The sequence below is a fragment of the Streptomyces sp. NPDC008086 genome, from assembly GCF_042957325.1.
In the GTDB taxonomy this organism is placed as follows: Bacteria; Actinomycetota; Actinomycetes; order Streptomycetales; family Streptomycetaceae; genus Streptomyces.
The window spans coordinates 870776-893116 of record NZ_JBIBIA010000003.1; the positions used below are offsets into that span (position 1 = coordinate 870776).

Below are 22341 nucleotides of genomic sequence, written 5' to 3' on the forward strand. Positions count from 1 at the left end.
ATTATGCATAAAGCTAAAGCACTTAGGCAAACGTGAGAGCAGTGAAGGCGACCAGCTAAAGCGCCCGGTACATGATGTGCAGGCCCACCCGCCCGTGCCGGGGGTGGTCGAACGCCTCCGGGACCGTGCCGAGAATCGTGAAGCCGAGGGAGGTCCACAGGCGCACGGCCGGGTTGGTCTCGACGACGGCGTTGAAGACCATGCCCCGATAGCCCTCGGCCTTGGCCACGACCAGCACATGCTCGGCGAGGGCACGGCCGATGCCGCGCCCGCCGTGGCCGGGGTCGACCATGAAGCCGGCGTTGGCGATACCGGCGGCCGGGCCGCCGTAGTTGGGGGTGACATAGGCGGAGGCGACGACGACTCCGGCGTCGTCCTCGACGACGTGGACGCTCTTGGCCGGGTTCATCCACAGGGCCCGCGCGTCGTCCTCGGAGGTGTCCGGGTCCCAGGCGTAGGTCTCGGCGGCGGCGACGATCCGGTGCCAGAAAGACCAAATCCGCGGCCAGTCGCCGGCCGCGGCTTCTCTGATCAGCATGGGCGTGAGTCTCGCACGCCCATGCGTCCGGCAATCGCGAAGGGCTCTGCCGCTTCGGCCGACCCGTCAGTCGACGCTGGGCAGGATGTGAGGCTCGGCGAGGTCCTCCTCGTAGCCCGCCAGGCGGATGGGGGCGGACCTGGCCCACACATCGAGACTGCCGATCTCCTTGGACCGGCGGCCCGCGCGCTCCGTACGTTCCTTGGGGCGCTGTTCGCGATTCGTCTGCTCAGGTGTCACCGCGCACTCCTTTTGTGTCGGATCACCCTCGGGGCGGGGCCGGTCCAGTCTGCGGTCCGGTACTTGACGCCCGCTCGGGTCTTACTCAAAGTCGGCTCGGACGCGGTGGCGCCGGTGTACTGGTGTGAGAGCAGGCCGTTGTGCACCGGCTTGTCCCGGGACGGACCGTGGGTGTGGGTTGGGACCCTGTCATGCTGTCCGTCCGCTACAGACTAACCAAATGAGCGGGTGGCCGCTCGATGGGGCTGCAAACAAGGGGTAACTATCCGGAGTCGACCGGATTTCACCTGCCCGTCATCTCCTGTTTTGCCGTGAATCACGGCATTTACCAGTCACTCGTTCGGCTCAACGGCAGCGCGTCACCCGGTGTCGGCCCCCACCACGCCGCGCAGTTCAGGTCCCGTTGGCCGAATCGCAAGGCGGCCATGATCTGCTGACGGACGCCAACGGCCGGCCGGCGGGAGGACCGACGCATGGAGCTGCGCAGTGTCGAGGAGCTGATGGATCTGCTGTACGCCTGCCCGCACCAGCCCGCGCTGCGGGCCGCCGCGCTGCTGCGCCGCAGCCGCCCCGCCGACAAGGAACTCCAAGTGGCGGGCCTGGTCCACGACGTCGGGCGGCTGCTGTGCCCCGGCGACGAGACCCGCCGTACCGGGCACGCGGCCGAAGCCGTACGGCAGCTGCTCGGCGAACGCGTCCACCGCCTCGTCGGCCGCCACGACCCCGGCACGGACGAAGACGCGCTGCGCCTGCGCCTGGCGGTCGAGGAGAGCCGGGCCACCCATTTCGACGCCGGGGTCCTGGAGGACTGGCGCACGGTCCTGGAGCTGGTGGCGGCACGGCACTCGCGCCTCGGGGCTGTTGACTGACGGTCCGTCATGAGACGGTACGGCGATGACGTCGCCGTACGGACTTCAGGGCAGGGCCGCCGTCGTCACCGGCGCCACACGCGGCATCGGGCACGCCGTCGCCCGGCACCTGGCCGACGCCGGAGCGCTGGTGTGCGTGACCGCGCGGGACGCGGCGGAGGTACGGCGGACTGCCGCCGAGCTGAGCGGCATCGGGGTGGTCGGCAGCGTGGCCGACCCGCACCATCCGCGGGCGGTCGTGGACCTGGCCCTGCGCGAGTTCGGCCGGCTCGACGTGCTGGTGAACAATGCGGCGACCAACCTGCCGTACGGCCCGCTCATGGACGTCGACCCGCTCTCGTGGCGCGAGTCCTTCACCGTGAACGTCGAGGCCCCGCTCCGGCTCGTCCAGTGTGCCTGGCGGGCCTGGATGCGGGAGCACGGTGGCTCGGTGATCAACGTCTGCACCGAGGGCGCCACCCATGTCGGCCCCCGGATCGGCGCCTACGGCACCAGCAAGGCGGCCCTCCTCCACCTGACCCAGCAGCTCGCGGGCGAACTGGCCCCGAAGGTGCGGGTCAACTCGGTGTCCCCCGGCCTGGTCCGCACGGAAATGGCACGGTTCGTGTGGGGGCCGGGCGAGGAGGAGGTCGCCGCCGGACTCCCGCTCGGGCGCATCGGGGAACCGGAGGATGTGGCACGGGCGGTGGTGTGGCTGGCGTCGGACCAGGCGGAGTGGGTGACGGGGGCGGACCTGGTGGTGGACGGAGGCACTCGGGTACGCGCGGCGCACACGGCGACGGCGTACGAGATACACGAGCGCCTACAAACGCCGGGAACTGGACCCACCTGAGGGCTGCGGGGAATGCGCGACCAGCCCCCACTCACCGGCGGCCGCACGACCGCCCCCGCCTACCACTTGCCAGGCGCGTAATCCTTCAGAAAGACCCCGTACACATCCTCCCCGCCCTCACCCCGCACGATCGGGTCGTACACCCGAGCCGCGCCGTCCACCAGGTCGAGCGGCGCATGGAACCCCTCCTCGGCAAGCCGCAACTTGTCGAAGTGAGGCCGCTCGTCGGTGATCCAGCCGGTGTCGACCGACGTCATGAGGATGCCGTCGCTCTGGAACATCTCCTGCGCGCTGGTCCGCGTGACCATGTTCATCGCGGCCTTGGCGGCATTCGTGTTCGGATGCCCCGCACCCTTGTAACCGCGCCCGAAGACACCCTCCATCGCGGAGACGTTCACGACGTACGCCCGACCGCTCGCCGCCTTCCTCGCGGCGTCGGCCATCGCCGGCCGCAGCTTGCTGATCAGGATGAACGGCGCGGTGTAGTTGCACAGCTGGGTCTCGAGGAGCTCCACCGGGGAGATCTGCTCGATGGTCTGCACCCAGGTGTTGCTGTCGACGACGTCGGGCACGAGCCCGCCCGCGTCGATCGCGGTGCCGTCCAGGTGCCGGGCGACGCTGGCGTTGCCCGCGACCAGGGCGAGGTCGGCGACCTTCTGGGCGTCGAGGCCGCTGGTACCCAGCGGCAGCGCGGCGAGGCCGTCGACCGCGCCGGAGTTGAAGGCGCCGATGACATGGTGGGCGGGGAGCTCACCGGCGGGCAGCGGGGCGCTCTCGCCGTCCACCAGGGCGGCGTAGGCGGAGGGCAGCCGGCGTACGGTCTGCGTCGCGTTGTTGACGAGGATGTCGAGGGGGCCGGCGTCGGCGACCTGGTCGGCGAGGGCGACGGCCTGGGCCGGGTCGCGCAGGTCGATGCCGACGACCTCCAGACGGTGCATCCAGTCACCGGAGTCGTCCATCGCCTTGAAGCGGCGGATGGCGTCCTTCGGGAAGCGCGTGGTGATCGTCGTGTGCGCGCCGTCGCGGAGCAGCCGGAGCGCGATGTACATGCCGATCTTGGCGCGGCCGCCGGTGAGCAGGGCACGCTTGCCGGTGAGGTCGGCGCCGGCGTCGCGCTTGGCGCGGTTCAGGGCGGCGCAGTCCGGACAGAGCTGGTGGTAGAAGTAGTCGACCTCCACGTACCGGGTCTTGCAGGTGTAGCAGGAGCGCGGGCGCTGGAGTATCCCCGCGATCTTGCCGGCCTCGGTGGCCGACGACGGCAGGATGCCCTCGGTCTCGTCGTCGATGCGCTGCGCCGAGCCGGTCGCCGTCGCCTCCGTGACCGCCTTGTCGTGGGCGGTCTTGGCGGCCCGGCGCTCCTGACGACGGCGCTGCTTGACGGTGCGGTAGATCCCGGCGGTGGCCCGGCGCACGGTGATCGCGTCGGGGTGGTCGACCTCCAGCTTGTCGAGTTCCTCCAGCACGCTGAGGCAGACGGCGAGCCGCTCCGGGTCGATGCCGGGGCCGTAGACCTCGTCACCGGACTCGTGCACGACCTCGTTCGCGGTCGCCGAGCCTTCCTCTGTCACCGTCATCGCGCTGCCGTTTCCCTGGTCACCCGAGCGGCGCTCCGACCGCGCCCGCTTTCGAACGGGGAATTGTACGGAGCGCCGGGTCACTCCTCCAAAATCCGGCGAAGGGACCCGGGGCACCGGGGGCTCAGGGAGCGCAGGCGGCGATCAGTGACTCCACCTCCTCGGAGACGGCCCTGGCCAGCACGTCGAGATCCGATACGGCCGCGGCGTCGGCGACGAGCCCGTAGTGGACGCGTCCCCGGTACGTCGAGATCGCGACGGCCAGGGACTGGCCGCGGGCCAGCGGGGCGAACGGGAAGACCTCGGTGACCTGGTGGCCACCGAGCTTCAGGGCGATGCCGGGCAGCGGCACGCTGGTCACCAGGATGTCGAACCAGAGCCGGGCGGCCTGGCTGACCAGCGGTCCGCCGATGCGGTGGGCGAGCGCCGGGACGTGGTCGGCGAGCAGGGCGACGGCGCCCGCGCCCCGGTTGGGGCCGGCGTCCTTGTTGCGGTCCATGGCGGTGCGGACCGTGGCGAGGCGGCGCAGCGGGTCGGGGTCGTCGACCGGAAGCCGTATCAGGTAACCGGAGAGCCGGTTGCCCTGTGGGTGCGCGGTGCGGGGCCGGCGCTTGGAGACGGGGATCAGGGCGCGGGGCGCGACGCCCTCGCTGCCGTCGCCGCGCTCGTCGAGCCAGCGTCGCAGGGCGCCCGCGACGACGGCGATCAGGACGTCGTTGACGGTGCCGCCGACGGCCTTGCGGACCACGTGCACATCGTCGATGTCCACGACGACCCCGGCGGTACGGCGGGTTCCGCTGGGCTCGGCGACCAGCGCGGACGACGAGCGCACGGCCAGCGTGGAGACGGCGACGGAGGCGCCGATGTCCAGGGCCCGGCCGACGTCCGACAGGGCGCCACGCACCAGCCCGGGCAGCCTGCGCACATCCGTCAGGCCACGGCCGCGGGGCTCCTCGGGGCGGGGTTTGCGGGCGGGCATGTCCATGGGGTCGAGGACGGCGGCGGCCAGGGTCAGCGCGCGCAGTCCGTCGGCGAGGGCGTGGTGGAACTTGAACAGCACGGCGAAGGACACGCCGTCCTCTCCCGGCAGCACATGCGCCTCCCACGGCGGCCGGCCGCGCTCCAGCGGGCGCTCCATGAGCCGGCCCGCGACCGCCTGGAAGTCGGCGGTCGGGGCGTGCAGCCGGACGTGGTCGAGCGGGTCGAAGTCCGGGGCGGGTTCCCGGGTGGCTCCGCCGAACGAGAACGGCTGCAGCAGGCTGACCGGCTGCCAGGCGTCCCGGATGCGCATCCGCAGTCCCGGCACGGCGGCGGCACGGGCGGCGAGCAGGTCGGCCGCGTGGGCGCCGGCGGTGGGCGAGTGCGCCGCGAAGACGCCGAGCGCGCCCAGGTGCATGGGGTGTTCGGCGGACTCGATGTTCCAGAACGCCAGGTCGAGAGGTGCGAGCAGGTCAGAAGTCAATGGCTTGCCTCGCGTCGACGAAGGGTGGACCAGCAGTCAATCGCCCTCGGGCGATTACAGTCAAGTACGATCAAGCTACGCTCAGTTAACGGCAGATTAAGTCCCGCCCCTGGTGAAAGGGGCGGGACTCATGGTGCATATGAGGTCACTTCAGCACGGGTAGCGGCACCGGGCATCCCGACGGTGTCACCCGGGAGGCCTCACGGATGAGCGCCTCGTGCGCGGACCTGACCCGATCCGCGTCCGGTTCGAGCACGGCGCGGTCGTAGGTCAGGAGCCCGTTCAGCTCACCCTCGACGTCCGGGATCCGCGTGTTCCTGGCGCCGCTGATGATGCTGGGCCTCGCGCTCGGACCGAGCGTCTCCCCGGCGACCGACACGATCACGGGCTCCTTCCCCGAGTCCGAGCTGGGCGTCGGCGGCGGCGTCAACGACACCGCGCTGGAGCTGGGCGGGGCGCTGGGCATCGCGGTGCTGGGCTCGCTGCTGGGCACGGCCTACCGGGACGAGCTGACCGACCTGGTGGGCAACCGGGTCCCGGCGGAGGCGATGGAGACCGCCAAGGACTCGGTCGGCGCCGGCCTGGCCGTCGCGGAGCGGGTCGGGTCGGGTCGCGATCCCTCCGCCGGGCCCCAGCAGGCCCAGGCCGCCGTGGACGCCGTCCACCAGGCCTTCGCCCACGGAGTCGCCCAGACCAGCCTCATCGGCGGGATCATCATGGCCGCCGGAACACTGATCGTCCTCGCCATCCTGCCGGGCCGGCGCGGGTTCGCGAGGAAGAGCGCCGAGCCGGGGGCCGGGACGACGGCGAGCGAGGCGGCGACTGTGCGGGAGCACACCGGGACCACCCGCCAGATCGCCGGCGGGGCATCAACTGGATCGCCGACGCACGCGTCCACTGGATCGCCGGGGACGCGTCCGCCGGGTCGCCGGGCACCGCCTCCGCCGGATCGCCCGCCAGGCGCGACGGGCAGGAGCCCCGGCAGCGCGAGACGCGCAGGGCGCGGGCGTGGTCCACGGCCAGCGGGTCTCCTGCCGGACCACCTCACCGTCCTTCGCCTCCGTGCCGCCCCGGGGCTCCGCCAGGCGATGAACCAACTACTGCGGGAGAGCATGGTCCGGTTGGAGTTCGCCTCGCGGCTCATCGCCCCTTGCGCCAGTGCTCTGAGCGCGGTTCAGGCATGAACTCCCGGCGGTACGAGGGGAGTTCGTCGGCGAGCAGTCTGCGCAGGCACTCGACCATGCCGCAGGGGGCGACCTCGCAGGTCTGCGAGCCATGACGGGCGAAGAGGGAAGACGCCCGGTGGGAAACGGCCCGAGGCTTTGGAGCTCGCCGATCTCCTCCTGCGCGCCGATCCCGCCGACGCCGTGCACGGCCATGAAGTCCATGTAGTCCTGGAGGAACCCGGTCCCCCGCCGCGCCTGGCCGCCCCCCTCAGTCGATGTTCTCGCCCGCGCTGGGAGGCGGGGCAGCAGCCGCCGCAGCGCGGTCATCCTCGTTGGTGCTTCCATGTCGGTCCTGCCCCTCGGCCAGGGGCGCTTGTGCGAAACCGTGCGCGGGATGCCCCCTGGTGGTGGGCGGCCCTCCCCCCACCTCTCCCCCACCCCTCAAGTCCCACGAACGCATGTGTCATACTCGGGCGCCGATCATGGCTAGAAACGACCGGGGGGCCGTGTGGACGCCGTCTCTCTGGACGCCCCCTATCTGGACACGGATGCGGATCAGCTCTGCTTCTCGCTGGACCTGGCGGAGCGTCCGGCGCTGGCAGAACGTGTGGTGTCGCTCGGCGGGCTGGACGTGCGGCTGCGGCTGCTCGGGGCCTCGCACCAGGTGTTCGCCGGTCCCGTGCGGGAGACGGTGGCCTGTCTGCGAGGCGCGGTGAAGGGTCTGCCCGAGACCTGCACCCGTCATCTGCCGGGCTGGGTCCACGACTTCGGCGCCACCACCCGCCGGCTGACTCCCGGGGAGTTCAGTGCCGAGGTGGCGCGGATCCTCAGGCAGGCCACCGACACCGAGCACAGCCTGTGCGGGGTCTTCCCCGGTTCGCCGGAGGCGGTCACCGCGGTGGTCGTCGACACGGTCGAGGGACCGCACGGCGCCGGGCTCGTCTGGCGCACCTGGCACACGTATCCGCAGAACGGCCAGATCGTATCGACGTACAGCCGGCTGGAGGCCCGATGAACAGCGCCCGACTCGTCCGCGCAGCGGTGGCGGCCGCCCTGGCCGCGACCCTGCTCACCGCCTGCTCCAGCGACGGGGACGACGACGCGGTGCCGCGCGACTGGATCAGGAAGACGTACACCGAGACCGGAGCGGACTGGCTCGACGCGGACAGCAGCCCGAGCGAGGTCGCCCAGGCGATACACACCGAGCGCGCGGCCCTGGACCGTGCCTCCGGCGACACCATGGAGTTCCTGCGCTACGGCGACGACATGGTCACCGTCTCGCCGTACCGGAGCGGCAGCCTGATCGAGATCGAGGACTACCGGGGCGGCTACCGCCGCCACAAGCAGCACCTCCTCTACTGGCCGGACCCGAACAGCGCGAGCTTCCGGGGCGGCGGCCCCGGTGAGGGCAAATAGCGCCAGTAACGCCCGGTGACCGGCCGGCCGGACCACCCCCCGGCACCTCCCCACGCTCCTCCCGCACCACACCCGATCACGCCCTGACCCCGCCCCCAAGAAAGGCAACCCAGTGACCGAGATCTTCGAGTCGACCGGCCAGGCCCTGCTCTACGGAGTCGTCGGCCTCGTCGTGATGGCCGTCGGCTTCATCGCGCTCGACCTCGTCACGCCGGGCAAGCTGTACCACGTGGTATGGACCGACCGGAACCGCGGCGCGGCCGTCCTGCTGGGCAGCCAGTCCGTCGCCGTGGGCCTGGTCATCATGAAGGCCATCGAGGCGAGCGAGTCCGAGCAGGGCCTCGGTTACGGCCTGGTCAGCACGCTGCTGTACGGCTTGGCCGGGGTGCTGGTGATGACCGTCGTCGGCATCGTGATCGGCGTGTTCACGCCGGGCCAGATGGGCGCGGTCGTCCTCGACGACCAGGACGGCCGTCCGCACCCCGCCGCATGGGTCCAGGCCGGCATGTACCTGGGCACCGGCTTCATGGTCGGCGCGGCGATCTCGTAACGGCGCCCTCCATGAGCGCCACCGTGCAAGGCAGCGACACCACCGCGGCACCCTCCCGCCCCCTGGCCGTCAAGCACACCCGGGGGGCTCGCTTCCTGCTGCTTTTCGCCGTTTTCCTCTGCGCGGCCTGCGGCCTGGTCTACGAACTGGCCCTGACCGCGCTGGGCAGCTACCTCATCGGCAACTCGGTGCTCCAGACCTCCGTGGTGATCTCCGTGATGGTGTGCGCCATGGGGCTCGGCTCGCTCGCCGCCAAGCCGCTGCGCCGCCGCGCGGTGGGCGCGTTCGCGCTCGTGGAGGGCGTGCTGGCGCTGGTCGGCGGGCTGTCGGTGCTGGTGCTGTACGCGGCGTTCGCCTGGCTCCAGCTGTACACCCCGGCGATGATCGTGGTCGCGGTGGCCGTCGGTGTGCTGATCGGCGCCGAGATCCCGCTGCTGATGACCCTGCTCCAGCGGATCCGGCGGCAGGAGGCGGGCAGCGCGGTCGCCGACATGTTCGCCGTCGACTACATCGGAGCACTGGTGGGCGGCCTGGGCTTCCCGCTGTGGCTCCTGCCGACGTTCGGCCAGCTCAAGGGCACGCTGGTGGTCGGCGCGGTCAACGCGGTGGCCGGCGTCATCGTGGTGGTGTTCATCTTCCGCCGGCAGATCAGGCGCTGGGTGCGTAACACCCTGTTGGCCGGGGTCACGGCGGTGCTGGCCGTGCTCGGTACGGCGTACGCGCTCGCGGACGACCTGGAGGTGACCGCGCGCCAGCAGATGTACCGGGACCCGATCATCCACGCGGAGACGACGTCGTACCAGGAGATCGTCGTCACCCGCTCCACCGCGTTCACCGGCGAACCGGACATCCGGCTCTTCCTCAACGGCGATCTCCAGTTCAGCTCCGTGGACGAGTACCGCTACCACGAGTCCCTCGTCCACCCCGCGCTCGCGGGTTCCCGCGCCAACGTGCTGATCATGGGCGGCGGCGACGGGCTCGCCCTGCGCGAAGTGCTGCGCTACGACGACGTACAGCACGTCACTCTGGTGGAACTGGACCCCGCGATGACCCGGCTCGCGCGCGATTTCCGGCCCCTGCGTGACCTCAACGACAAGGCGTTGGACGACCCGAGGGTCGAGGTGGTCAACGCCGACGCCTTCAACTGGCTGCGCGGCGCCCGGCAGCGGTACGACGCCGTCGTGATCGACTTCCCCGATCCGGACTCGGCGGCGCTGGCCAAGCTGTACTCGGTGGAGTTCTACCACCTGCTCGGCCAGGTCCTGACGCCGCAGAGCAGGGTGATGGTGCAGAGCGGGTCGCCGTTCTTCGCGCCGAAGACGTACTGGTCGATCGCGAAGACGATCGAGACGGCGGGCTATTCGACCACCGAGTTCCAGGTCGACGTACCGAGCTTCGGCAACTGGGGCTACGTCCTGGCCGCCCCGCGCGGCAGTACGCCCCCACCGCTGCGGCTGGCATCGGACGCCCCGCGACTGCGCTACCTGGACGAGGCGGTCCTGAAGGCCGCCGCGGTGTTCCCCGTGGACCGCCGCCGCCAGGATGTACGGCCGAGCACGCTGATGGACCCGGCCGTACTGGAGTACGTCCTGGACGAGTGGGAGAACTACTGACCGCGGTCGAGATCCTCTGCGTCGCCGGCAGGGATGGGGCACCGGCTTGGTGGTCCTGCCTGCGGGCTGGGACCGCGCATACGGCACCCCTCCGTGACATCCGGGCGATGAGCACCTTGCCGCGTTGGTACAGGTCAATCCTTCCTAGGGCACCCGCTGCCCCTTCCCCAGTGCGATCACCCCGCCCTTGGAGACCGTGTACAGCTCCGCGTCCCGCTGCGGGTTGACGCCGATCGTCGCGCCCGGCGGCACCTCGACGTTCTTGTCCAGGACGGCTCCCCGCACCACCGCGCCCCGCCCGATGCGCACGTTGTCGTGCAGCACCGCGCCCTGGACCACGGCTCCCGGGTCGACCACGACGCCCGGCGAGAGGACGGACCGCGTGACCTGGCCGCGTATGAGGCAGCCGGCGCTGATGATGGACTCGCTCGCCATGCCGCCCGCGTTGAAGCGGGCCGGGGAGAGCTGGCCCGAGTGGGTGTAGATGGGCCAGTTGCGGTTGTAGAGGTTGAAGGCGGGGCGTTCGGCGATCAGGTCCATATGGGCGTCGTAGTAGGCGTCGAGGGTGCCGACGTCGCGCCAGTAGCCCCGGTCGCGGTTGGTCTCGCCGGGGACGTGGTTGGCGCTGAAGTCGTACAGCTGGGCCTCGCCGCGGTCGGTGAGCTGGGGCAGGATCGAACCGCCCATGTCGTGCACGGAGTTCTCGTCCTCGGCGTCCCGCTGGAGGGCCTCGATGAGGGCCTTGGTGGTGAAGATGTAGTTGCCCATCGAGGCGAACACGCACTCCGGGTCGTCCGGGAGGCCCGGCGGGTCGGCGGGCTTCTCCAGGAAGCGCTCCACGGTCAGGCCGTCCGAGCCGGGGCTGATCACGCCGAACGACGACGACTCGCCGCGCGGCACGCGGATGCCCGCCACCGTCACGCCCGCGCCGCTCTCGATGTGCTGGGCGAGCATCTGGCGCGGGTCCATGCGGTACACGTGGTCGGCGCCGAACACCGCGACGTACTCGGGGCGTTCGTCGTAGACGAGGTTCAGGGACTGCAGGATCGCGTCCGCGCTGCCCAGGTACCAGCGCGGGCCGAGCCGCTGCTGGGCCGGGACCGGGGTGACGTAGTTGCCGAGCAGGCTGGACATCCGCCAGGTCGTGGTGATGTGCCGGTCCAGGGAGTGCGACTTGTACTGCGTGAGGACGCAGATGCGCAGGATGTCGGCGTTGACGAGGTTGGAGAGGACGAAGTCGACCAGGCGATACGTTCCTCCGAAGGTGACCGCTGGTTTCGCGCGGTCCGTGGTCAGGGGCATCAGGCGCTTGCCCTCTCCGCCCGCCAGTACGATGCCGAGCACCGAAGGTCCGCCACGACGCATGGCCGCTCCCCTCACCCTGGTTGGTCCCAACCTGCCCCTGAGCAGCGCGCGCTAAGCCTGTTTGAGGGTCTCCCCGTAGAGCCGGGCCGTCCGCCTGGCCACCGCGTCCCAGCCGAACTCCCCCACCGCCCGCTCCCGTCCGGCCTCACCCATCCGGCGGGCGGTCTCCGGGTCGCCGATCACCGAGTCCAGGGCCCGCGCGAGACCGGCCTCGAAAGCCTCGGCGTCGTCGTCCAGCGGGACGAGCAGGCCGCTCTTGCCGTCGTCGACGACCTCGGGGATGCCGCCGACCCGCGAGGCCACCACGGGAGTTCCGCAGGCCATCGCCTCCAGGTTGACGATGCCGAGGGGCTCGTACACCGAGGGACAGACGAACACGGTGGCGTGGGTGAGGAGTTGGATCACCTCGGGGCGCGGCAGCATCTGCGGGATCCAGTGCACGCCCTCGCGGACCCGGCTCAGCTCCTGGTAGAGGTCGCGGAACTCCTGGTCGATCTCCGGGGTGTCGGGGGCGCCGGCGCACAGTACGACCTGTGCGGCCGGGTCGATGTCCCGTACCGCGCGCAGCAGATGCGGTACGCCCTTCTGACGGGTGATGCGGCCCACGAAGAGGACGTACGGGCGGTCGGCGTCGAGGCCGAAGCGCGCGAGGACGTCGGTGCGGTGGTCGGGCCGGTAGAGGGTGGTGTCGATGCCGTTGTGCACGACCTGGACGCGGCCCGGGTCGAGCGCCGGGTAGCAGCCGAGGATGTCCTCGCGCATGGCGGCGGAGACGGCGACCACGGCGTCCGCCGACTCGATGGCGGTGCGCTCGGCCCAGCTGGACAGGGCGTATCCGCCGCCGAGTTGCTCGGCCTTCCAGGGGCGCAGCGGCTCCAGGGAGTGGGCGGTCATCACGTGCGGGATGCCGTACTGGAGCTTGCCGAGGTGGCCGGCGAGGTTGGCGTACCAGGTGTGGGAGTGGACGAGTTCGCGGCCCTCGAGTCCGGCGGCCATGGCGAGGTCCACGGAGAAGGTGCGCAGCGCGTCGTTGGCGGTGTCGAGCGCTGACCAGGGGCGGTGGCGCTGCACGCCGACCCCGCGGCCCTCGCCCCAGCAGTGCACCTCCAGGTCGACGAGGTCCCTCAACTCCCGGGCGAGGAACTCGACATGGACACCCGCGCCGCCGTACACGTCCGGCGGGTACTCCCGGGTCAGCAGTCCCACACGCACCCGGAACCCCCTGTTCTCAGCGGCTGGTTGCCCTTTCATGGTCACCCAGATGTGGCGCGTGGGGAAGAGCGCGGGGGTCGTGGGAAGCAACAGTCACCGCACACGCCTCCGCCCGGCACGCGGTAGTAGAGGCAGCAACTGCGGCGGCGGAAGACGGTTCCGGTGCGGGTGCCGGTGTCGGCGAGGAGGGGGTGGGCGAAGAGTTCCTCGGTCAGGGCACGGGCCCGGGCGGCGGCGTCCGTACGGCGGTGGGCGCGCGCCCACTGGTCCAGCTGCCGGGCCGCGCCCGCGAGCGCCGAGCCCGCGTTGCCCCAGAGGAGTCCGGTGGCGACGCGGTAGCGGGAGTGCAGGGCGGCGGCCAGGGGTTCCAGGTGGGCGTGCAGGACCGCGTCAGCGAGGCCCGTCGGGGCGGCCGCGTCGGCCGGGAGCGGGCGCACGTCGGTGAGCCACAGGTCGTCCGGGGCGCTGCCCTCCGGGTCCCAGCGCAGCAGAGCCGGGTCGAGGTCGGGGACGCGGCCGTACAGGGCGGCGCAGCCGAGCGTCACCGACCACAGTCGCGCCGCGAGGCCCTGCTGGGCGATGGACGCGGCGATCCGCGGCTCGGGGGCATGCAGGGCGTTCGCGACTTTCCGAACGCGGAGTCCCAGGGGATCCCCCTGAGGGTCCGACGGGGGTGCTCCGTAGGTGTCCGCCAGGGTCGGCAGTGGCCGAAGCGTTTCCCCTGCCGTGTGTAGTACGAAGAAGCCGCCGAGCGGCCGGAGGGCGGCGAGATCGGGGTCGAGGTCCACGAAGAGCAGTAGTACCAAGGCCGCGCGGGGACATCACCTCGGGGTTCCGTCCGGGGGCACCCGCCTTGGGGATGAGGCCGGGGCCCCAGTACTCCATCGGCAGTAGGAGACAGTGACTGCTCTGGTACGACGACGGGAAGAGGTTTTCGAGGCATCGTGTTGGCTATGAGAGCCGACCGTTCGCCGCGCCGGGGTCACCGCCCGTGCCTCACGCAGAGGAGCAGCTCATGAGTGCCCTCGCGTTGTCCGTGCTGCTGTCGCTCGTCTCCGCCGTCGCGTACGCGGGCGGGGCGATCGTGCAGGAGCGTGTCGCGGTGTCCTCCCCGGGGCAGCAGTTCGCGCCGATGCGTCGGGCGGGCTGGTGGGCGGCGGTCGCGCTGAACGGCCTCGGTGGTCTGCTGCACGTGGTGGCGCTGGCCTTCGGTCCGCTGAGCCTGGTGCAGCCGCTGGGTGCGCTGACGATCGTGTTCGCGCTGCCGATGGCGGCGCTGTTCGTGGGCCGCAGGGCCGGGTCGACGGCCTGGCGGGGCGCGATCATGGCGACCGTGGGCCTTGCCGCGCTGCTGTCCCTGGTCGGCTCCTCCCAGTCGCAGTCGCTGGTCACCGCCGAGCGGGTGAGCGTGGCCCTGGTGACGGGCGGCGTCGTCGTGGCGCTGATGATCGCGGGCCGGGCGGCCCACCGTCACCCGGCGGTGCGCAGCATGCTGCTCGCGACCGGTTCCGGCATAGCCTTCGGCATGTCCTCGGTGTTCACGAAGGTCGCCGCGGTGGACTGGAACGGCGGGGTGTCGGCGGCCGACGTGCCCGCCCTGGCGACGATAGGCGTCTTCGCGACGGCCGGCATGCTGCTGTCCCAGGCCGCCTACCGGGGCGCGGGGCTCGCGGCGCCGCTGGCCACGCTGACGGTCGTGAACCCGGTGGTGGCGGCCGCGGTCGGCATCACGATGTTCGGCGAGACCTTCCGGTACGGCACCACGGGCACCCTGCTCGCCCTGGGCTGCGGCGTGGTCGCTGCGGGTGGCCTGATCCTGCTGACGACGGAGCGGATCGCGCGTACGGAGGCCGAGACCGGGGTGGCGCCGCCCGAGACGGCGCACACCGAGGAGGCCCTGGTCGAGCCGGCCTTGGCCACGGAGCCCGAGGACGTCGTCGTACCCGACGGGATCGAGGGGATCCTCATTCCGGCGCAGGTCGCGCAGGAGCCGTACGAGGAGGCGGAGCAGCCTGTTCCCGGCCTCCACGACCTCCAGGAGTCCCCGAACCTCTACGGCCCCTTCTACGGCGGCCCTTACGTCCCGATGATGCCGGTCTCCGACCGGCACCGGATGCGGGTCAAATCCTGACACCGCCGGCCCGGAGGTAGGCCACCGGGTCGATGTCGGAACCGAAACCGGGCCCCGTCCGCACCTCGAAGTGCAGATGCGGGCCCGTGCTGTTGCCCGTGGAGCCGGAGCGGCCGATGCGCTGACCGGCGCCCACGGACTGCCCGTCCTTCACGGAGATCGCCGAGAGATGGGCGTACTGGCTGTAGCGGCCGTCGGCGTGCCGGATCACCACCTGGTAGCCGAACGACCCCTCCCACCCGGCGCTCACGACCCGCCCGGCGCCGACGGCCCGCACGGAGGTGCCGGTCGGCACGGCGAAGTCGACGCCCGTGTGATAGCCCTTCGACCACAGGGCACCGGCCTTGCGGTACGGGGTGCCCGTGGACGCGCTCACCGGGGAGACCAGCGAGCGGCTGCTCGTGGTCGCCTGTTCCTGACGGTCGGAAGAGGGCTTCTCGGGGGCCGTCCTGGGCCGGGGCTTGGCCTTGGGTTGGGGCTTGGGCTGGGACTTCGGCTTCGGGGTGGCCGTCGGACTGTCCGTCGTCGTGGGCGCCTTGCCGCGCAGCGCGAGCCGCTGTCCCGGCAGGATCAGGTCGGGGTCGGCTCCGACGGCCTTCCGGTTCGCGGCGTACAGGCCCCGCCAACCGCCCCGGACCCGCTGCGACTCGGCGATCCCGGAGAGGGTGTCGCCGTGGACCACGGTGTACATCTCGGCGGTGCCCGCCCGTGACTGGGGCGTGGTCTGCGGCTGGACGTCCTGGACGGAGGTCCTGCGACCCGTGGGGCCGGTGTCGCGGGTGCCCGCCGGGTGGATGTCGGGAGTGTCCCCGCCCCGTGTCAGCCCGGCCTTCACCGAGCACACCGGCCAGGCAGCGGGGCCCTGGCCGTCGAGGACCTTCTCGGCCACGGCTATCTGCTGGTCCTTGGTGGCCAGATCCGCGCGCGCCGCGTAGCGCGGGCCGCCGTAGGCCTCCCACGTCGACTGGGCGAACTGGAGTCCGCCGTAGTAGCCGTTGCCGGTGTTGACGTCCCAGCGGCTGGTCGACTCGCACGCGGCGACCTTGTTCCAGGTGCTCACGTCGGCCGCCTGCGCGGTGCCGGTGCCGATGAAGGGGAGCGCCATCCCGGCGCCGCCCGCGGTGACGGTGAGCGAGGCGCGGTTGATCCTGTTCGGCTGGTACCGGCGGTGCCGACCGCGTACGGCCATGACGGAGCCCCCCATTGACATGCGTCAGGAGGGGCAAAAGTAAGCGCTGCGAACAGGCCATGACAAGACGGCAATTCAGCCGCCTCTTCACGCCAAGTGGCGCGGAACCGGCGCACGTTGCCCGACCTCCGGACGGCGCCCGGACGGCGCTCGGGACGGCTGAGTGCGCGGGGGCCTTTCGTGCGTATCTGCCTGCGCGACATCGCGCCACCCCGGATGTGCGGTCGGGATACCGGCACGTCAGGATGGACGATGGGGCAATACTGGCGGGCATGACCGGCACCGCTGATATATCGAGGTCACTAGGAGCCAACGCATGAGCACTTCGGCGCAGATCGGCGTCACGGGTCTCGCGGTCATGGGCCGCAATCTCGCCCGCAACTTCGCCCGCAACGGCTACACGGTCGCGGTCCACAACCGGACGCCGGCGCGCACGCGGGCGCTGGTGGAGGAGTTCGGGAGCGAGGGCGAGTTCATCGCGGCCGAGTCCGCCAAGGACTTCGTGGCGGCGCTGGAGCGGCCGCGGCGGCTGGTCATCATGGTGAAGGCCGGTGAGCCGACCGACGCGGTGATCCAGGAGTTCGCGCCGCTCCTGGAGCCCGGCGACATGATCATCGACGGTGGCAACGCGCACTTCGCCGACACCCGGCGCCGCGAGCGCGACCTGCGCGAACAGGGCATCCACTTCGTGGGCATGGGCGTCTCGGGCGGCGAGGAGGGCGCGCTGCACGGGCCGAGCATCATGCCGGGTGGCCCGAAGGAGTCGTACGACTCGCTGGGCCCGATGCTGGAGAAGATCTCCGCGAAGGCGGCGGACGGGGCGCCCTGTGTGACCCACGTCGGTCCGGACGGTGCCGGGCACTTCGTGAAGATGGTGCACAACGGCATCGAGTACGCCGACATGCAGCTCATCGGCGAGGCGTACCAGCTGCTGCGCGATGTCGCCGGGTACGAGCCCGCGCAGATCGCGGAGATCTTCCGGACCTGGAACACAGGTCGGCTGGACTCCTACCTGATCGAGATCACCGCCGAGGTGCTGTCGCACGTGGACGCGGCGACGGGCAAGCCGTTCGTGGACGTGGTCGTCGACCAGGCCGAGCAGAAGGGCACGGGCCGCTGGACGGTCCAGATCGCCCTGGACCTGGGCGTGCCGGTCTCCGGCATCGCGGAGGCGGTCTTCGCCCGCTCCCTGTCCGGGCACGCGGCACTGCGCGAGGCCTCGCGCGGGCTGGCGGGCCCCAAGGCGTCGCCGCTGAGCGAGGCGGAGGCGGGGGCGTTCGCCGACCAGGTGGAGCAGGCGCTGTACGCGTCGAAGATCGTGTCGTACACGCAGGGCTTCCACGAGATCGACGCGGCGCGCGCCGAGTACGACTGGGACATCGACCTGGGTGCCGTCTCGGCCATCTGGCGCGGCGGCTGCATCATCCGCGCGGCGTTCCTGGACCGGATCCGCGCGGCCTACGACGCCCGCGCCGACCTGCCGAGCCTGCTGTCCGACGACACCTTCGCGCAGGAGATCGCCGCGGCGCAGGACGACTGGCGTGAGGTGATTGTCGCGGCGACCCGGCAGGGTGTGCCGACGCCGGGCTTCGCGGCGGCCCTCGCCTACTACGACGCCCTGCGCGCCGAGCGGCTGCCCGCGGCGCTGACGCAGGGACAGCGCGACTTCTTCGGCGCGCACACGTACCGGCGCACCGACCGGGACGGCTCGTTCCACACGCTGTGGGGCGGGGACCGCTCGGAGGTCGCGGGCTGACACCTGTCCGGTCGTCATGTGACCGCCCCGTGCCCGGCCGTCGGCCCGGGCGCGGGGCGGACTCGTGTCCAGAACTGGCGGCAGAGGTCAGCGGGCCGGGCTGTCCGCCGTCCCCCGGTTCGGGATCGCGCGTAGGGACGAACCGGGGACGGGGACCTGGAGTGGGCGGCGCCGCCCGGCCGCCCACCGCCGCCCGCGGGCGTCGGGTGCTCAGCTGAGCGGCGGGCCGGGCTCGGGGTTCGGTACCGGCTCGGGTCCCGGGGGGATCGGTGACGGTGAGGGATCCGGGGGCGACGGCGGGGTCGGGGGTACCGGCGCTGGCGGTGTCGGTTCCGGGCCGGGCAGGGGGCCCGGGGGCGGGGGCGGTCCGGGTGCGGGAGGCTCGGGGGTCGGCGGGGGCTCCGGGGGCGGGACCGGGTGCGGCTCCGGGCCCGACGGGTCGGGGCCCGGTGTCGGTCCCGGATGGACCGGGTCCGTATACGGGTTGGTCATGGCGTCCTCCAGCCAGTCCGTGACATCGGCTCTGGACTACTCCCCCGCGTACCCGATGGCCGCTCCACCAGTCACTCACCCGCGTCAATGCGGGCGCCCAAGTGGCCCGTCGCGGGCGGCCGACGGAACCGCCCCTGTGGTGCCGCCCCTCGTCAGAACCGCTCGGGGTGCTCCCGAAGCCAGCTCTTCGCCGCCTCCACCAGTTCGGGGTCGGCCGCCGGGGCCTCGTCGGGGTGGCGCTCGGCCCACTTCACGACGTACGGGCACAGCGGCGCGACGACGACTCCCTCGCGCGCCGCCATGCCGTACAGCTCGCGTGCCAGGGAGCCGGCGATGCCCTTCCCCTCGTGGGCCGGTTCCACGACGGTGTGGACGGGCACGAGGGCGCGTGCCGGGGAATCGAGGACGAAGTACTCGATACGGCCGGTGACTTCGTCGCCCAGCAGGGCCTCCAGGCGGCCCGCCGCCCGGTCGTCGCGGATCTCGATGTCGCTCATGGCACGCTCCTGGTCCGGCTTCGGTGGGACGACGAGTGCGCTCAGGTCACCGGCACGGCCTGTGGGCTGCGCTCCTGGTCGGAGCCCGGCACCGGCTCGGACGGGTCGGCGCCCAGGGCCACGATCCGGTTCGCGCCGTCCACGTGCACGACCCGCGGCTCGAACGCCCGCGCCTCGGCGTCGGTCAGCTGAGCGTAGCTGATGATGATCACCAGGTCACCGGGGTGGACGAGATGGGCGGCGGCACCGTTGATCCCCACGACCCCCGAGCCGCGCTCACCCTCGATGACGTACGTCTCCAGACGGGCGCCGTTGGTGATGTCGACGATGTGGACGAGCTCACCGGGGAGCAGGTCGGCGGCGTCGAGGAGGTCCGCGTCGATGGTCACCGATCCCACGTAGTGCAGGTCGGCCTGGGTGACGGTGGCACGGTGGATCTTGGACTTGAACAGGGTACGCAGCATTCTGGACTCCTGGAAGACGGCTCCCTGCCTGCTTTGTGCAGGTCAAGGGCGGTCTTCACTTTACACGGGCACGCGTCGGAGTCGACGATTGTGAGGAACATCGCTTCTCATCGAGGACAAGGCCCCCTGCCTGGGCTTCCGCGCCAACCAGGCTGTTGTAGCGCCACCGACCAGGCGCCTGTTCGGACAGCCTTTTCAGGATGTTCGGGAACTGATGCTGACCAGATGCTGACTTACCTGACGATGCGCCAGGTACGCGCTTCGTCGAGCACGGAGCCACCCTCCGCATCGACCTGGAAGTCGTTCAACGCGCCCGGCAGCCCGGGGCTTCAGCTGCTGCTACGCCTGCTTCCATCCCCGCTCGGGGATCGTCCGCATCGTCCGTGCCGGCCACCTCCCGCCCTTGCTGCGCCTGCCCGACGGGCAGGCCGAAGTCCTGGATGTGCCCGGCGGCCCTCTGCTCGGCATCGACGCGGCGGCACGCTTTCCGGAGTCGGAACTGAGCCTCGTACCCGGATCGGTCCTGGCCCTGTACACGGACGGGCTGATCGAGAGGCGCGACTCGGACATCGGTTCCGACATCGACCGGCTCCGGGCCTCGCTGGCGCACATGGGCGGGAGCCGACTGGAGGACCTGGCCGACGGGCTGCTGAGGGACGCCTGTCGGTCCTCCCCCGACAGGGCCGACGACATCGCACTCCTGCTCATCGAGTACGCCCCGCCGCAGACGGCCGCCAAGGGAGCCTCTTACGAGTTGGTGCGTGATAGCGGGTGAGGCGTGTTTGGCCTGGTCGTGGTCTGTTTTCAGGTGGTGGTGCGGTCGGAGACGAGGCTGGCGATGGCGCGGTAGGTGTCGGGCAGGCGGTCGCGGCGGTGGGTCCAGCGTGTCAGCTGCTTCCAGCGTTTGTGGTCGGCGAGGGCGTGTTCGACGGTGATGCGGTCGGAGGAGTGTTCGTGGCGGTCGCGTTCCCACTGTTGGACTCTGCCGGGCAGTGCTCCCGGACGCGGTTTCCTGGGCGGTGTGATCGCTTGCCCGCGGTGGTCGCGGCTCAGGCCGAGGTAGCCGTCGTCCAGGAGGACCTCGACGTCGGGGGAGTGCTGGAAGCAGACGGCGATGCCTTCGTTGCGGGCGGCCGTGGCATCGTGCATACGACCAGGTCGCAGGGCATCGGTCCATAACGTGCGGCCCCGCCAGTCAGCGATGACGGTGGCCTTCATCGTGTTCTGCTTCTTCTTCCCGGAAACAAACGCCCGTCGTCCGCCGCGGCCAGCCGGCGGTCGGCGGACCTGGATCTCGGTGGCGTCCAGCCGCAGCTCGATGCCTTCGGCCTGGGCGTAGGCGAACACGTCGGGCAGAGTCCGTAATCGCAGGCCGGGACGGTCGGGAACCGCGCACCCCCGCTCGGCCAGGAGTGTGCGTATCTCTGCGATCGCACGGGTGATGGTGGAGCGGTCGACACCGAACAGCAGCCCCAGCACCGAATGCGGCAGGTCGTGCCGCAGATGGATCAACGTGGCCACCAGCCGGTCGACGAACACCAGTTGATGGCGGGCGCCGGCTCCCGCGGCCCGCTTCCTGGCCCCCCCTCGTGCAGCATGGCGACGACCCTCGACCCCGGCTTGCCACGGCGCCGCCAACTCCGCGCCCAAGAGCACGAGATGACGTCGAGAGATCCCCGTGAACAGCCGATGCGCCAGTACCACCCGATTGACCATGATCGCCACAGACGGATCATGCCACCAGCCAGGCACGACGCCTCACCCGCTATCACGCACCAACTCGTTAGCCCCCGACACCGCTGTCACTTACCCCAGATCTTCCGGTACGCCTCCTGGTAACCCGAGGGATCCCAGGTCGTGGCACCGTCGCTGTTGTCGGCCGTGGTGATGTGGACGGGGGCCACATAACCGCTGGCCGGACGACTGGAGAAGGCTCGGTTGAACTCGTCGACGATCTGCCAGCCCTGCTGGGACAGCGGCTCGGGCACGGTGGCCGACTGGTACTGCTCGCCGTTGATGCGCTGGAAGGCGGACGGGTCACCGTCGCCGGCGCCGATGTTGAACGGCGGGCCGGAACCTTTCCTGCCGGCCGCACGGAATGCAGGGGCGGCATCGGCGAAGTAGAGGTCGTTGATGGCGACGGAGTACGTCCACCGGTCCTGGAAGCGGGAGAGAAGTGAGGAGACTTCCCGGGGCGTGCGGCTGCTCGCGTCCGGAATGGGGATGTTCTGGTATGCCAGCAGCTTCACGCCCGAGCAGGTGGCGAGTTCCTTCCGGATCAGCTCGGACTTGTTCTTGGCGAAGGGGATCGAGGCGTCGGTGAAGACCACGACCCCGGCGGTGCCGTTGGAGTGCGAGATGACCCATTGCGCGCTGACTCTGGCCACGTCCTCGACTTTGGTGGTGACGTTGGTGAAGAGCTCCGGCCGTCGGCTGGGGCCGGGGGTGGCGACCGCGTGCCAGCCGATGAGCGGGATGCGTGCCGTGTTCGCCCGGGCCACCTGCTGCGAGGTCGAGTTGGGGTCGAAGCCTCCGATGACGATGCCTGCGGGCCTGAGGGCCACGGCATCGCTCATCGCCGCCTGGATGCCGGCGGGGGTACCGCCACCGTCGATCACCCGGACGTTCCAGCCGATGACCCGCGCTGCTCTGCGCACGCCGTCGGCGACGCCCGCGACTCCGGGGTTGGTCATGGTCTGGGCGACGTAGACGATGGTGTGGCCGGCCACCGCCGTGGGGCCGCTGGTCGGTCCGTGCCAGGGAACGTCGGTCTGCTCCGCCCGCTGCACGGCCGCCTGGGCCCTGGCCTGGACCGAGGGGCAGCCGCTCGGGCCCGAGGTGGGGCCCCCGGGTTCCTTCGACGAGCCGCGTTCGCACCCGACCAGGAGGGTTACCGCGGCCAGCAGGGCGGTGGCGGCGGACCTCGCCCTGAAGCCGCCGGACCGGGCCTTGCGGTGGTCGTGCACGGAAGCTCC

The 22341-nt window shown here is 71.3% G+C and carries 20 protein-coding genes and 3 pseudogenes; 10 read left to right on the plus strand and 13 right to left on the minus strand.

Going from position 1 to position 22341, the window contains the following annotated elements:
• Window positions 1-55: 55 nt before the first annotated feature.
• Window positions 56-538 carry a GNAT family N-acetyltransferase gene (locus tag ACFZBP_RS14105; protein WP_391412946.1) on the minus strand — a complete coding sequence of 161 codons (483 nt, stop codon included), beginning with the start codon at window positions 536-538 and terminating at the stop codon, window positions 56-58.
• A gap of 66 nt (window positions 539-604) precedes the next feature.
• Window positions 605-778, minus strand: a complete 174-nt coding sequence (locus tag ACFZBP_RS14110) for a hypothetical protein (RefSeq protein WP_383442097.1) — start codon at window positions 776-778, stop codon at window positions 605-607.
• Between the two features lie 473 nt (window positions 779-1251).
• Between ACFZBP_RS14110 and ACFZBP_RS14115 the strand changes: the two genes are divergently transcribed.
• Window positions 1252-1647, plus strand: a complete 396-nt coding sequence (locus tag ACFZBP_RS14115; protein WP_391412949.1) for a hypothetical protein — start codon at window positions 1252-1254, stop codon at window positions 1645-1647.
• Between the two features lie 25 nt (window positions 1648-1672).
• Window positions 1673-2479 carry a glucose 1-dehydrogenase gene (locus ACFZBP_RS14120; RefSeq protein ID WP_391412951.1) on the plus strand — a complete coding sequence of 269 codons (807 nt, stop codon included), beginning with the start codon at window positions 1673-1675 and terminating at the stop codon, window positions 2477-2479.
• A 59-nt stretch (window positions 2480-2538) separates the two neighbouring features.
• Here ACFZBP_RS14120 and ACFZBP_RS14125 read toward each other — a convergent pair whose 3' ends face one another.
• From ACFZBP_RS14125 to ACFZBP_RS14135, 3 genes and pseudogenes are all read right to left on the minus strand, one after another.
• Window positions 2539-4053, minus strand: a complete 1515-nt coding sequence (locus tag ACFZBP_RS14125; RefSeq protein WP_383442088.1) for an SDR family NAD(P)-dependent oxidoreductase — start codon at window positions 4051-4053, stop codon at window positions 2539-2541.
• 124 nt (window positions 4054-4177) lie between these two features.
• Window positions 4178-5515 (minus strand): wax ester/triacylglycerol synthase family O-acyltransferase, encoded by a 1338-nt coding sequence (locus ACFZBP_RS14130; RefSeq protein ID WP_391412953.1) that lies wholly within the window; start codon window positions 5513-5515, stop codon window positions 4178-4180.
• A gap of 145 nt (window positions 5516-5660) precedes the next feature.
• A pseudogene (locus ACFZBP_RS14135) lies at window positions 5661-5843 on the minus strand (hypothetical protein); the annotation flags it as partial.
• On the opposite strand from ACFZBP_RS14135, the pseudogene ACFZBP_RS14140 reads away from it, so the two are divergent.
• The 5 genes and pseudogenes from ACFZBP_RS14140 to ACFZBP_RS14160 form a co-directional block, all read left to right on the plus strand.
• A pseudogene (locus ACFZBP_RS14140) lies at window positions 5830-6330 on the plus strand (MFS transporter); the annotation flags it as partial. The pseudogenes ACFZBP_RS14135 and ACFZBP_RS14140 sit on opposite strands and share 14 nt — an antisense overlap.
• Before the next feature lie 859 nt (window positions 6331-7189).
• Entirely contained in the window at window positions 7190-7696 is a 507-nt protein-coding gene (locus ACFZBP_RS14145; protein WP_383442082.1) for a DUF2617 family protein, read from the plus strand.
• The gene (locus tag ACFZBP_RS14150) at window positions 7693-8097 is read left to right on the plus strand and encodes a DUF4247 domain-containing protein (RefSeq protein WP_383442079.1); all 405 of its coding nucleotides are present in this window, start codon (window positions 7693-7695) and stop codon (window positions 8095-8097) included. The genes ACFZBP_RS14145 and ACFZBP_RS14150 overlap by 4 nt, the downstream gene beginning before the upstream one ends.
• Before the next feature lie 112 nt (window positions 8098-8209).
• A complete protein-coding gene (locus ACFZBP_RS14155) occupies window positions 8210-8647 on the plus strand; it encodes a DUF350 domain-containing protein (RefSeq protein ID WP_383442076.1) in 438 nt (145 codons plus the stop codon).
• 11 nt (window positions 8648-8658) lie between these two features.
• Entirely contained in the window at window positions 8659-10260 is a 1602-nt protein-coding gene (locus ACFZBP_RS14160; RefSeq protein ID WP_391412958.1) for a polyamine aminopropyltransferase, read from the plus strand.
• 144 nt (window positions 10261-10404) lie between these two features.
• On the opposite strand, the gene glgC is transcribed toward ACFZBP_RS14160, so the two are convergent.
• The 3 genes from glgC to ACFZBP_RS14175 are packed head-to-tail and all read right to left on the minus strand — an operon-like array spanning window position 10405 to window position 13643.
• Window positions 10405-11625: a glucose-1-phosphate adenylyltransferase gene (gene glgC, locus ACFZBP_RS14165; protein ID WP_383442070.1), complete on the minus strand. Its 1221-nt coding sequence runs from the start codon at window positions 11623-11625 to the stop codon at window positions 10405-10407.
• A gap of 51 nt (window positions 11626-11676) precedes the next feature.
• Complete coding sequence (gene glgA / locus ACFZBP_RS14170; protein ID WP_391412961.1) at window positions 11677-12837, minus strand: glycogen synthase; 1161 nt, start codon at window positions 12835-12837, stop codon at window positions 11677-11679.
• A 41-nt stretch (window positions 12838-12878) separates the two neighbouring features.
• Window positions 12879-13643, minus strand: a complete 765-nt coding sequence (locus ACFZBP_RS14175; protein ID WP_391412963.1) for a (2Fe-2S)-binding protein — start codon at window positions 13641-13643, stop codon at window positions 12879-12881.
• Between the two features lie 209 nt (window positions 13644-13852).
• On the opposite strand from ACFZBP_RS14175, the gene ACFZBP_RS14180 reads away from it, so the two are divergent.
• On the plus strand, window positions 13853-14968 hold the full coding sequence (locus tag ACFZBP_RS14180; protein WP_383442061.1) for a DMT family transporter: 1116 nt from the start codon (window positions 13853-13855) through the stop codon (window positions 14966-14968).
• Here ACFZBP_RS14180 and ACFZBP_RS14185 read toward each other — a convergent pair.
• Window positions 14958-16157, minus strand: coding sequence for a peptidoglycan DD-metalloendopeptidase family protein (locus tag ACFZBP_RS14185; protein ID WP_391412966.1), 1200 nt, complete (start codon window positions 16155-16157; stop codon window positions 14958-14960). The two genes, ACFZBP_RS14180 and ACFZBP_RS14185, sit on opposite strands and share 11 nt — an antisense overlap.
• Before the next feature lie 316 nt (window positions 16158-16473).
• Between ACFZBP_RS14185 and gndA the strand changes: the two genes are divergently transcribed.
• A complete protein-coding gene (gndA, locus tag ACFZBP_RS14190) occupies window positions 16474-17913 on the plus strand; it encodes an NADP-dependent phosphogluconate dehydrogenase (RefSeq protein WP_383442055.1) in 1440 nt (479 codons plus the stop codon).
• Window positions 17914-18557: 644 nt separating this feature from the next.
• Here gndA and ACFZBP_RS14195 read toward each other — a convergent pair.
• Together ACFZBP_RS14195 and panD are read right to left on the minus strand one after the other, a co-directional pair.
• Window positions 18558-18902 (minus strand): GNAT family N-acetyltransferase, encoded by a 345-nt coding sequence (locus tag ACFZBP_RS14195; protein WP_383442052.1) that lies wholly within the window; start codon window positions 18900-18902, stop codon window positions 18558-18560.
• 41 nt (window positions 18903-18943) lie between these two features.
• Window positions 18944-19366 (minus strand): aspartate 1-decarboxylase, encoded by a 423-nt coding sequence (gene panD / locus ACFZBP_RS14200; protein ID WP_383442049.1) that lies wholly within the window; start codon window positions 19364-19366, stop codon window positions 18944-18946.
• Between the two features lie 331 nt (window positions 19367-19697).
• On the opposite strand from panD, the pseudogene ACFZBP_RS14205 reads away from it, so the two are divergent.
• Window positions 19698-20141 (plus strand): annotated as a pseudogene (locus ACFZBP_RS14205) (PP2C family protein-serine/threonine phosphatase); the annotation flags it as partial.
• A 29-nt stretch (window positions 20142-20170) separates the two neighbouring features.
• Here the strand turns inward: ACFZBP_RS14205 and ACFZBP_RS14210 are convergent.
• Window positions 20171-21082, minus strand: coding sequence for a transposase family protein (locus ACFZBP_RS14210; RefSeq protein WP_391413050.1), 912 nt, complete (start codon window positions 21080-21082; stop codon window positions 20171-20173).
• Between the two features lie 86 nt (window positions 21083-21168).
• Window positions 21169-22332, minus strand: a complete 1164-nt coding sequence (locus ACFZBP_RS14215; RefSeq protein ID WP_391412969.1) for a substrate-binding domain-containing protein — start codon at window positions 22330-22332, stop codon at window positions 21169-21171.
• Window positions 22333-22341: the final 9 nt, after the last annotated feature.

What these genes read in the sequence shown, in the direction of transcription:
- ACFZBP_RS14210 (WP_391413050.1), bottom strand. Translation starts at nt 21,082, where the DNA reads ATGGTCAATCGGGTGGTACTGGCGCATCGGCTGTTCACGGGGATCTCT.
- ACFZBP_RS14185 (WP_391412966.1), bottom strand. Translation starts at nt 16,157, where the DNA reads ATGGCCGTACGCGGTCGGCACCGCCGGTACCAGCCGAACAGGATCAAC.
- ACFZBP_RS14125 (WP_383442088.1), bottom strand. Translation starts at nt 4,053, where the DNA reads ATGACGGTGACAGAGGAAGGCTCGGCGACCGCGAACGAGGTCGTGCAC.
- panD (WP_383442049.1), bottom strand. Translation starts at nt 19,366, where the DNA reads ATGCTGCGTACCCTGTTCAAGTCCAAGATCCACCGTGCCACCGTCACC.
- glgC (WP_383442070.1), bottom strand. Translation starts at nt 11,625, where the DNA reads ATGCGTCGTGGCGGACCTTCGGTGCTCGGCATCGTACTGGCGGGCGGA.
- ACFZBP_RS14120 (WP_391412951.1), top strand. Translation starts at nt 1,673, where the DNA reads ATGACGTCGCCGTACGGACTTCAGGGCAGGGCCGCCGTCGTCACCGGC.
- ACFZBP_RS14160 (WP_391412958.1), top strand. Translation starts at nt 8,659, where the DNA reads ATGAGCGCCACCGTGCAAGGCAGCGACACCACCGCGGCACCCTCCCGC.
- ACFZBP_RS14150 (WP_383442079.1), top strand. Translation starts at nt 7,693, where the DNA reads ATGAACAGCGCCCGACTCGTCCGCGCAGCGGTGGCGGCCGCCCTGGCC.
- gndA (WP_383442055.1), top strand. Translation starts at nt 16,474, where the DNA reads ATGAGCACTTCGGCGCAGATCGGCGTCACGGGTCTCGCGGTCATGGGC.
- ACFZBP_RS14105 (WP_391412946.1), bottom strand. Translation starts at nt 538, where the DNA reads ATGCTGATCAGAGAAGCCGCGGCCGGCGACTGGCCGCGGATTTGGTCT.
- ACFZBP_RS14115 (WP_391412949.1), top strand. Translation starts at nt 1,252, where the DNA reads ATGGAGCTGCGCAGTGTCGAGGAGCTGATGGATCTGCTGTACGCCTGC.
- ACFZBP_RS14195 (WP_383442052.1), bottom strand. Translation starts at nt 18,902, where the DNA reads ATGAGCGACATCGAGATCCGCGACGACCGGGCGGCGGGCCGCCTGGAG.
- ACFZBP_RS14180 (WP_383442061.1), top strand. Translation starts at nt 13,853, where the DNA reads ATGAGTGCCCTCGCGTTGTCCGTGCTGCTGTCGCTCGTCTCCGCCGTC.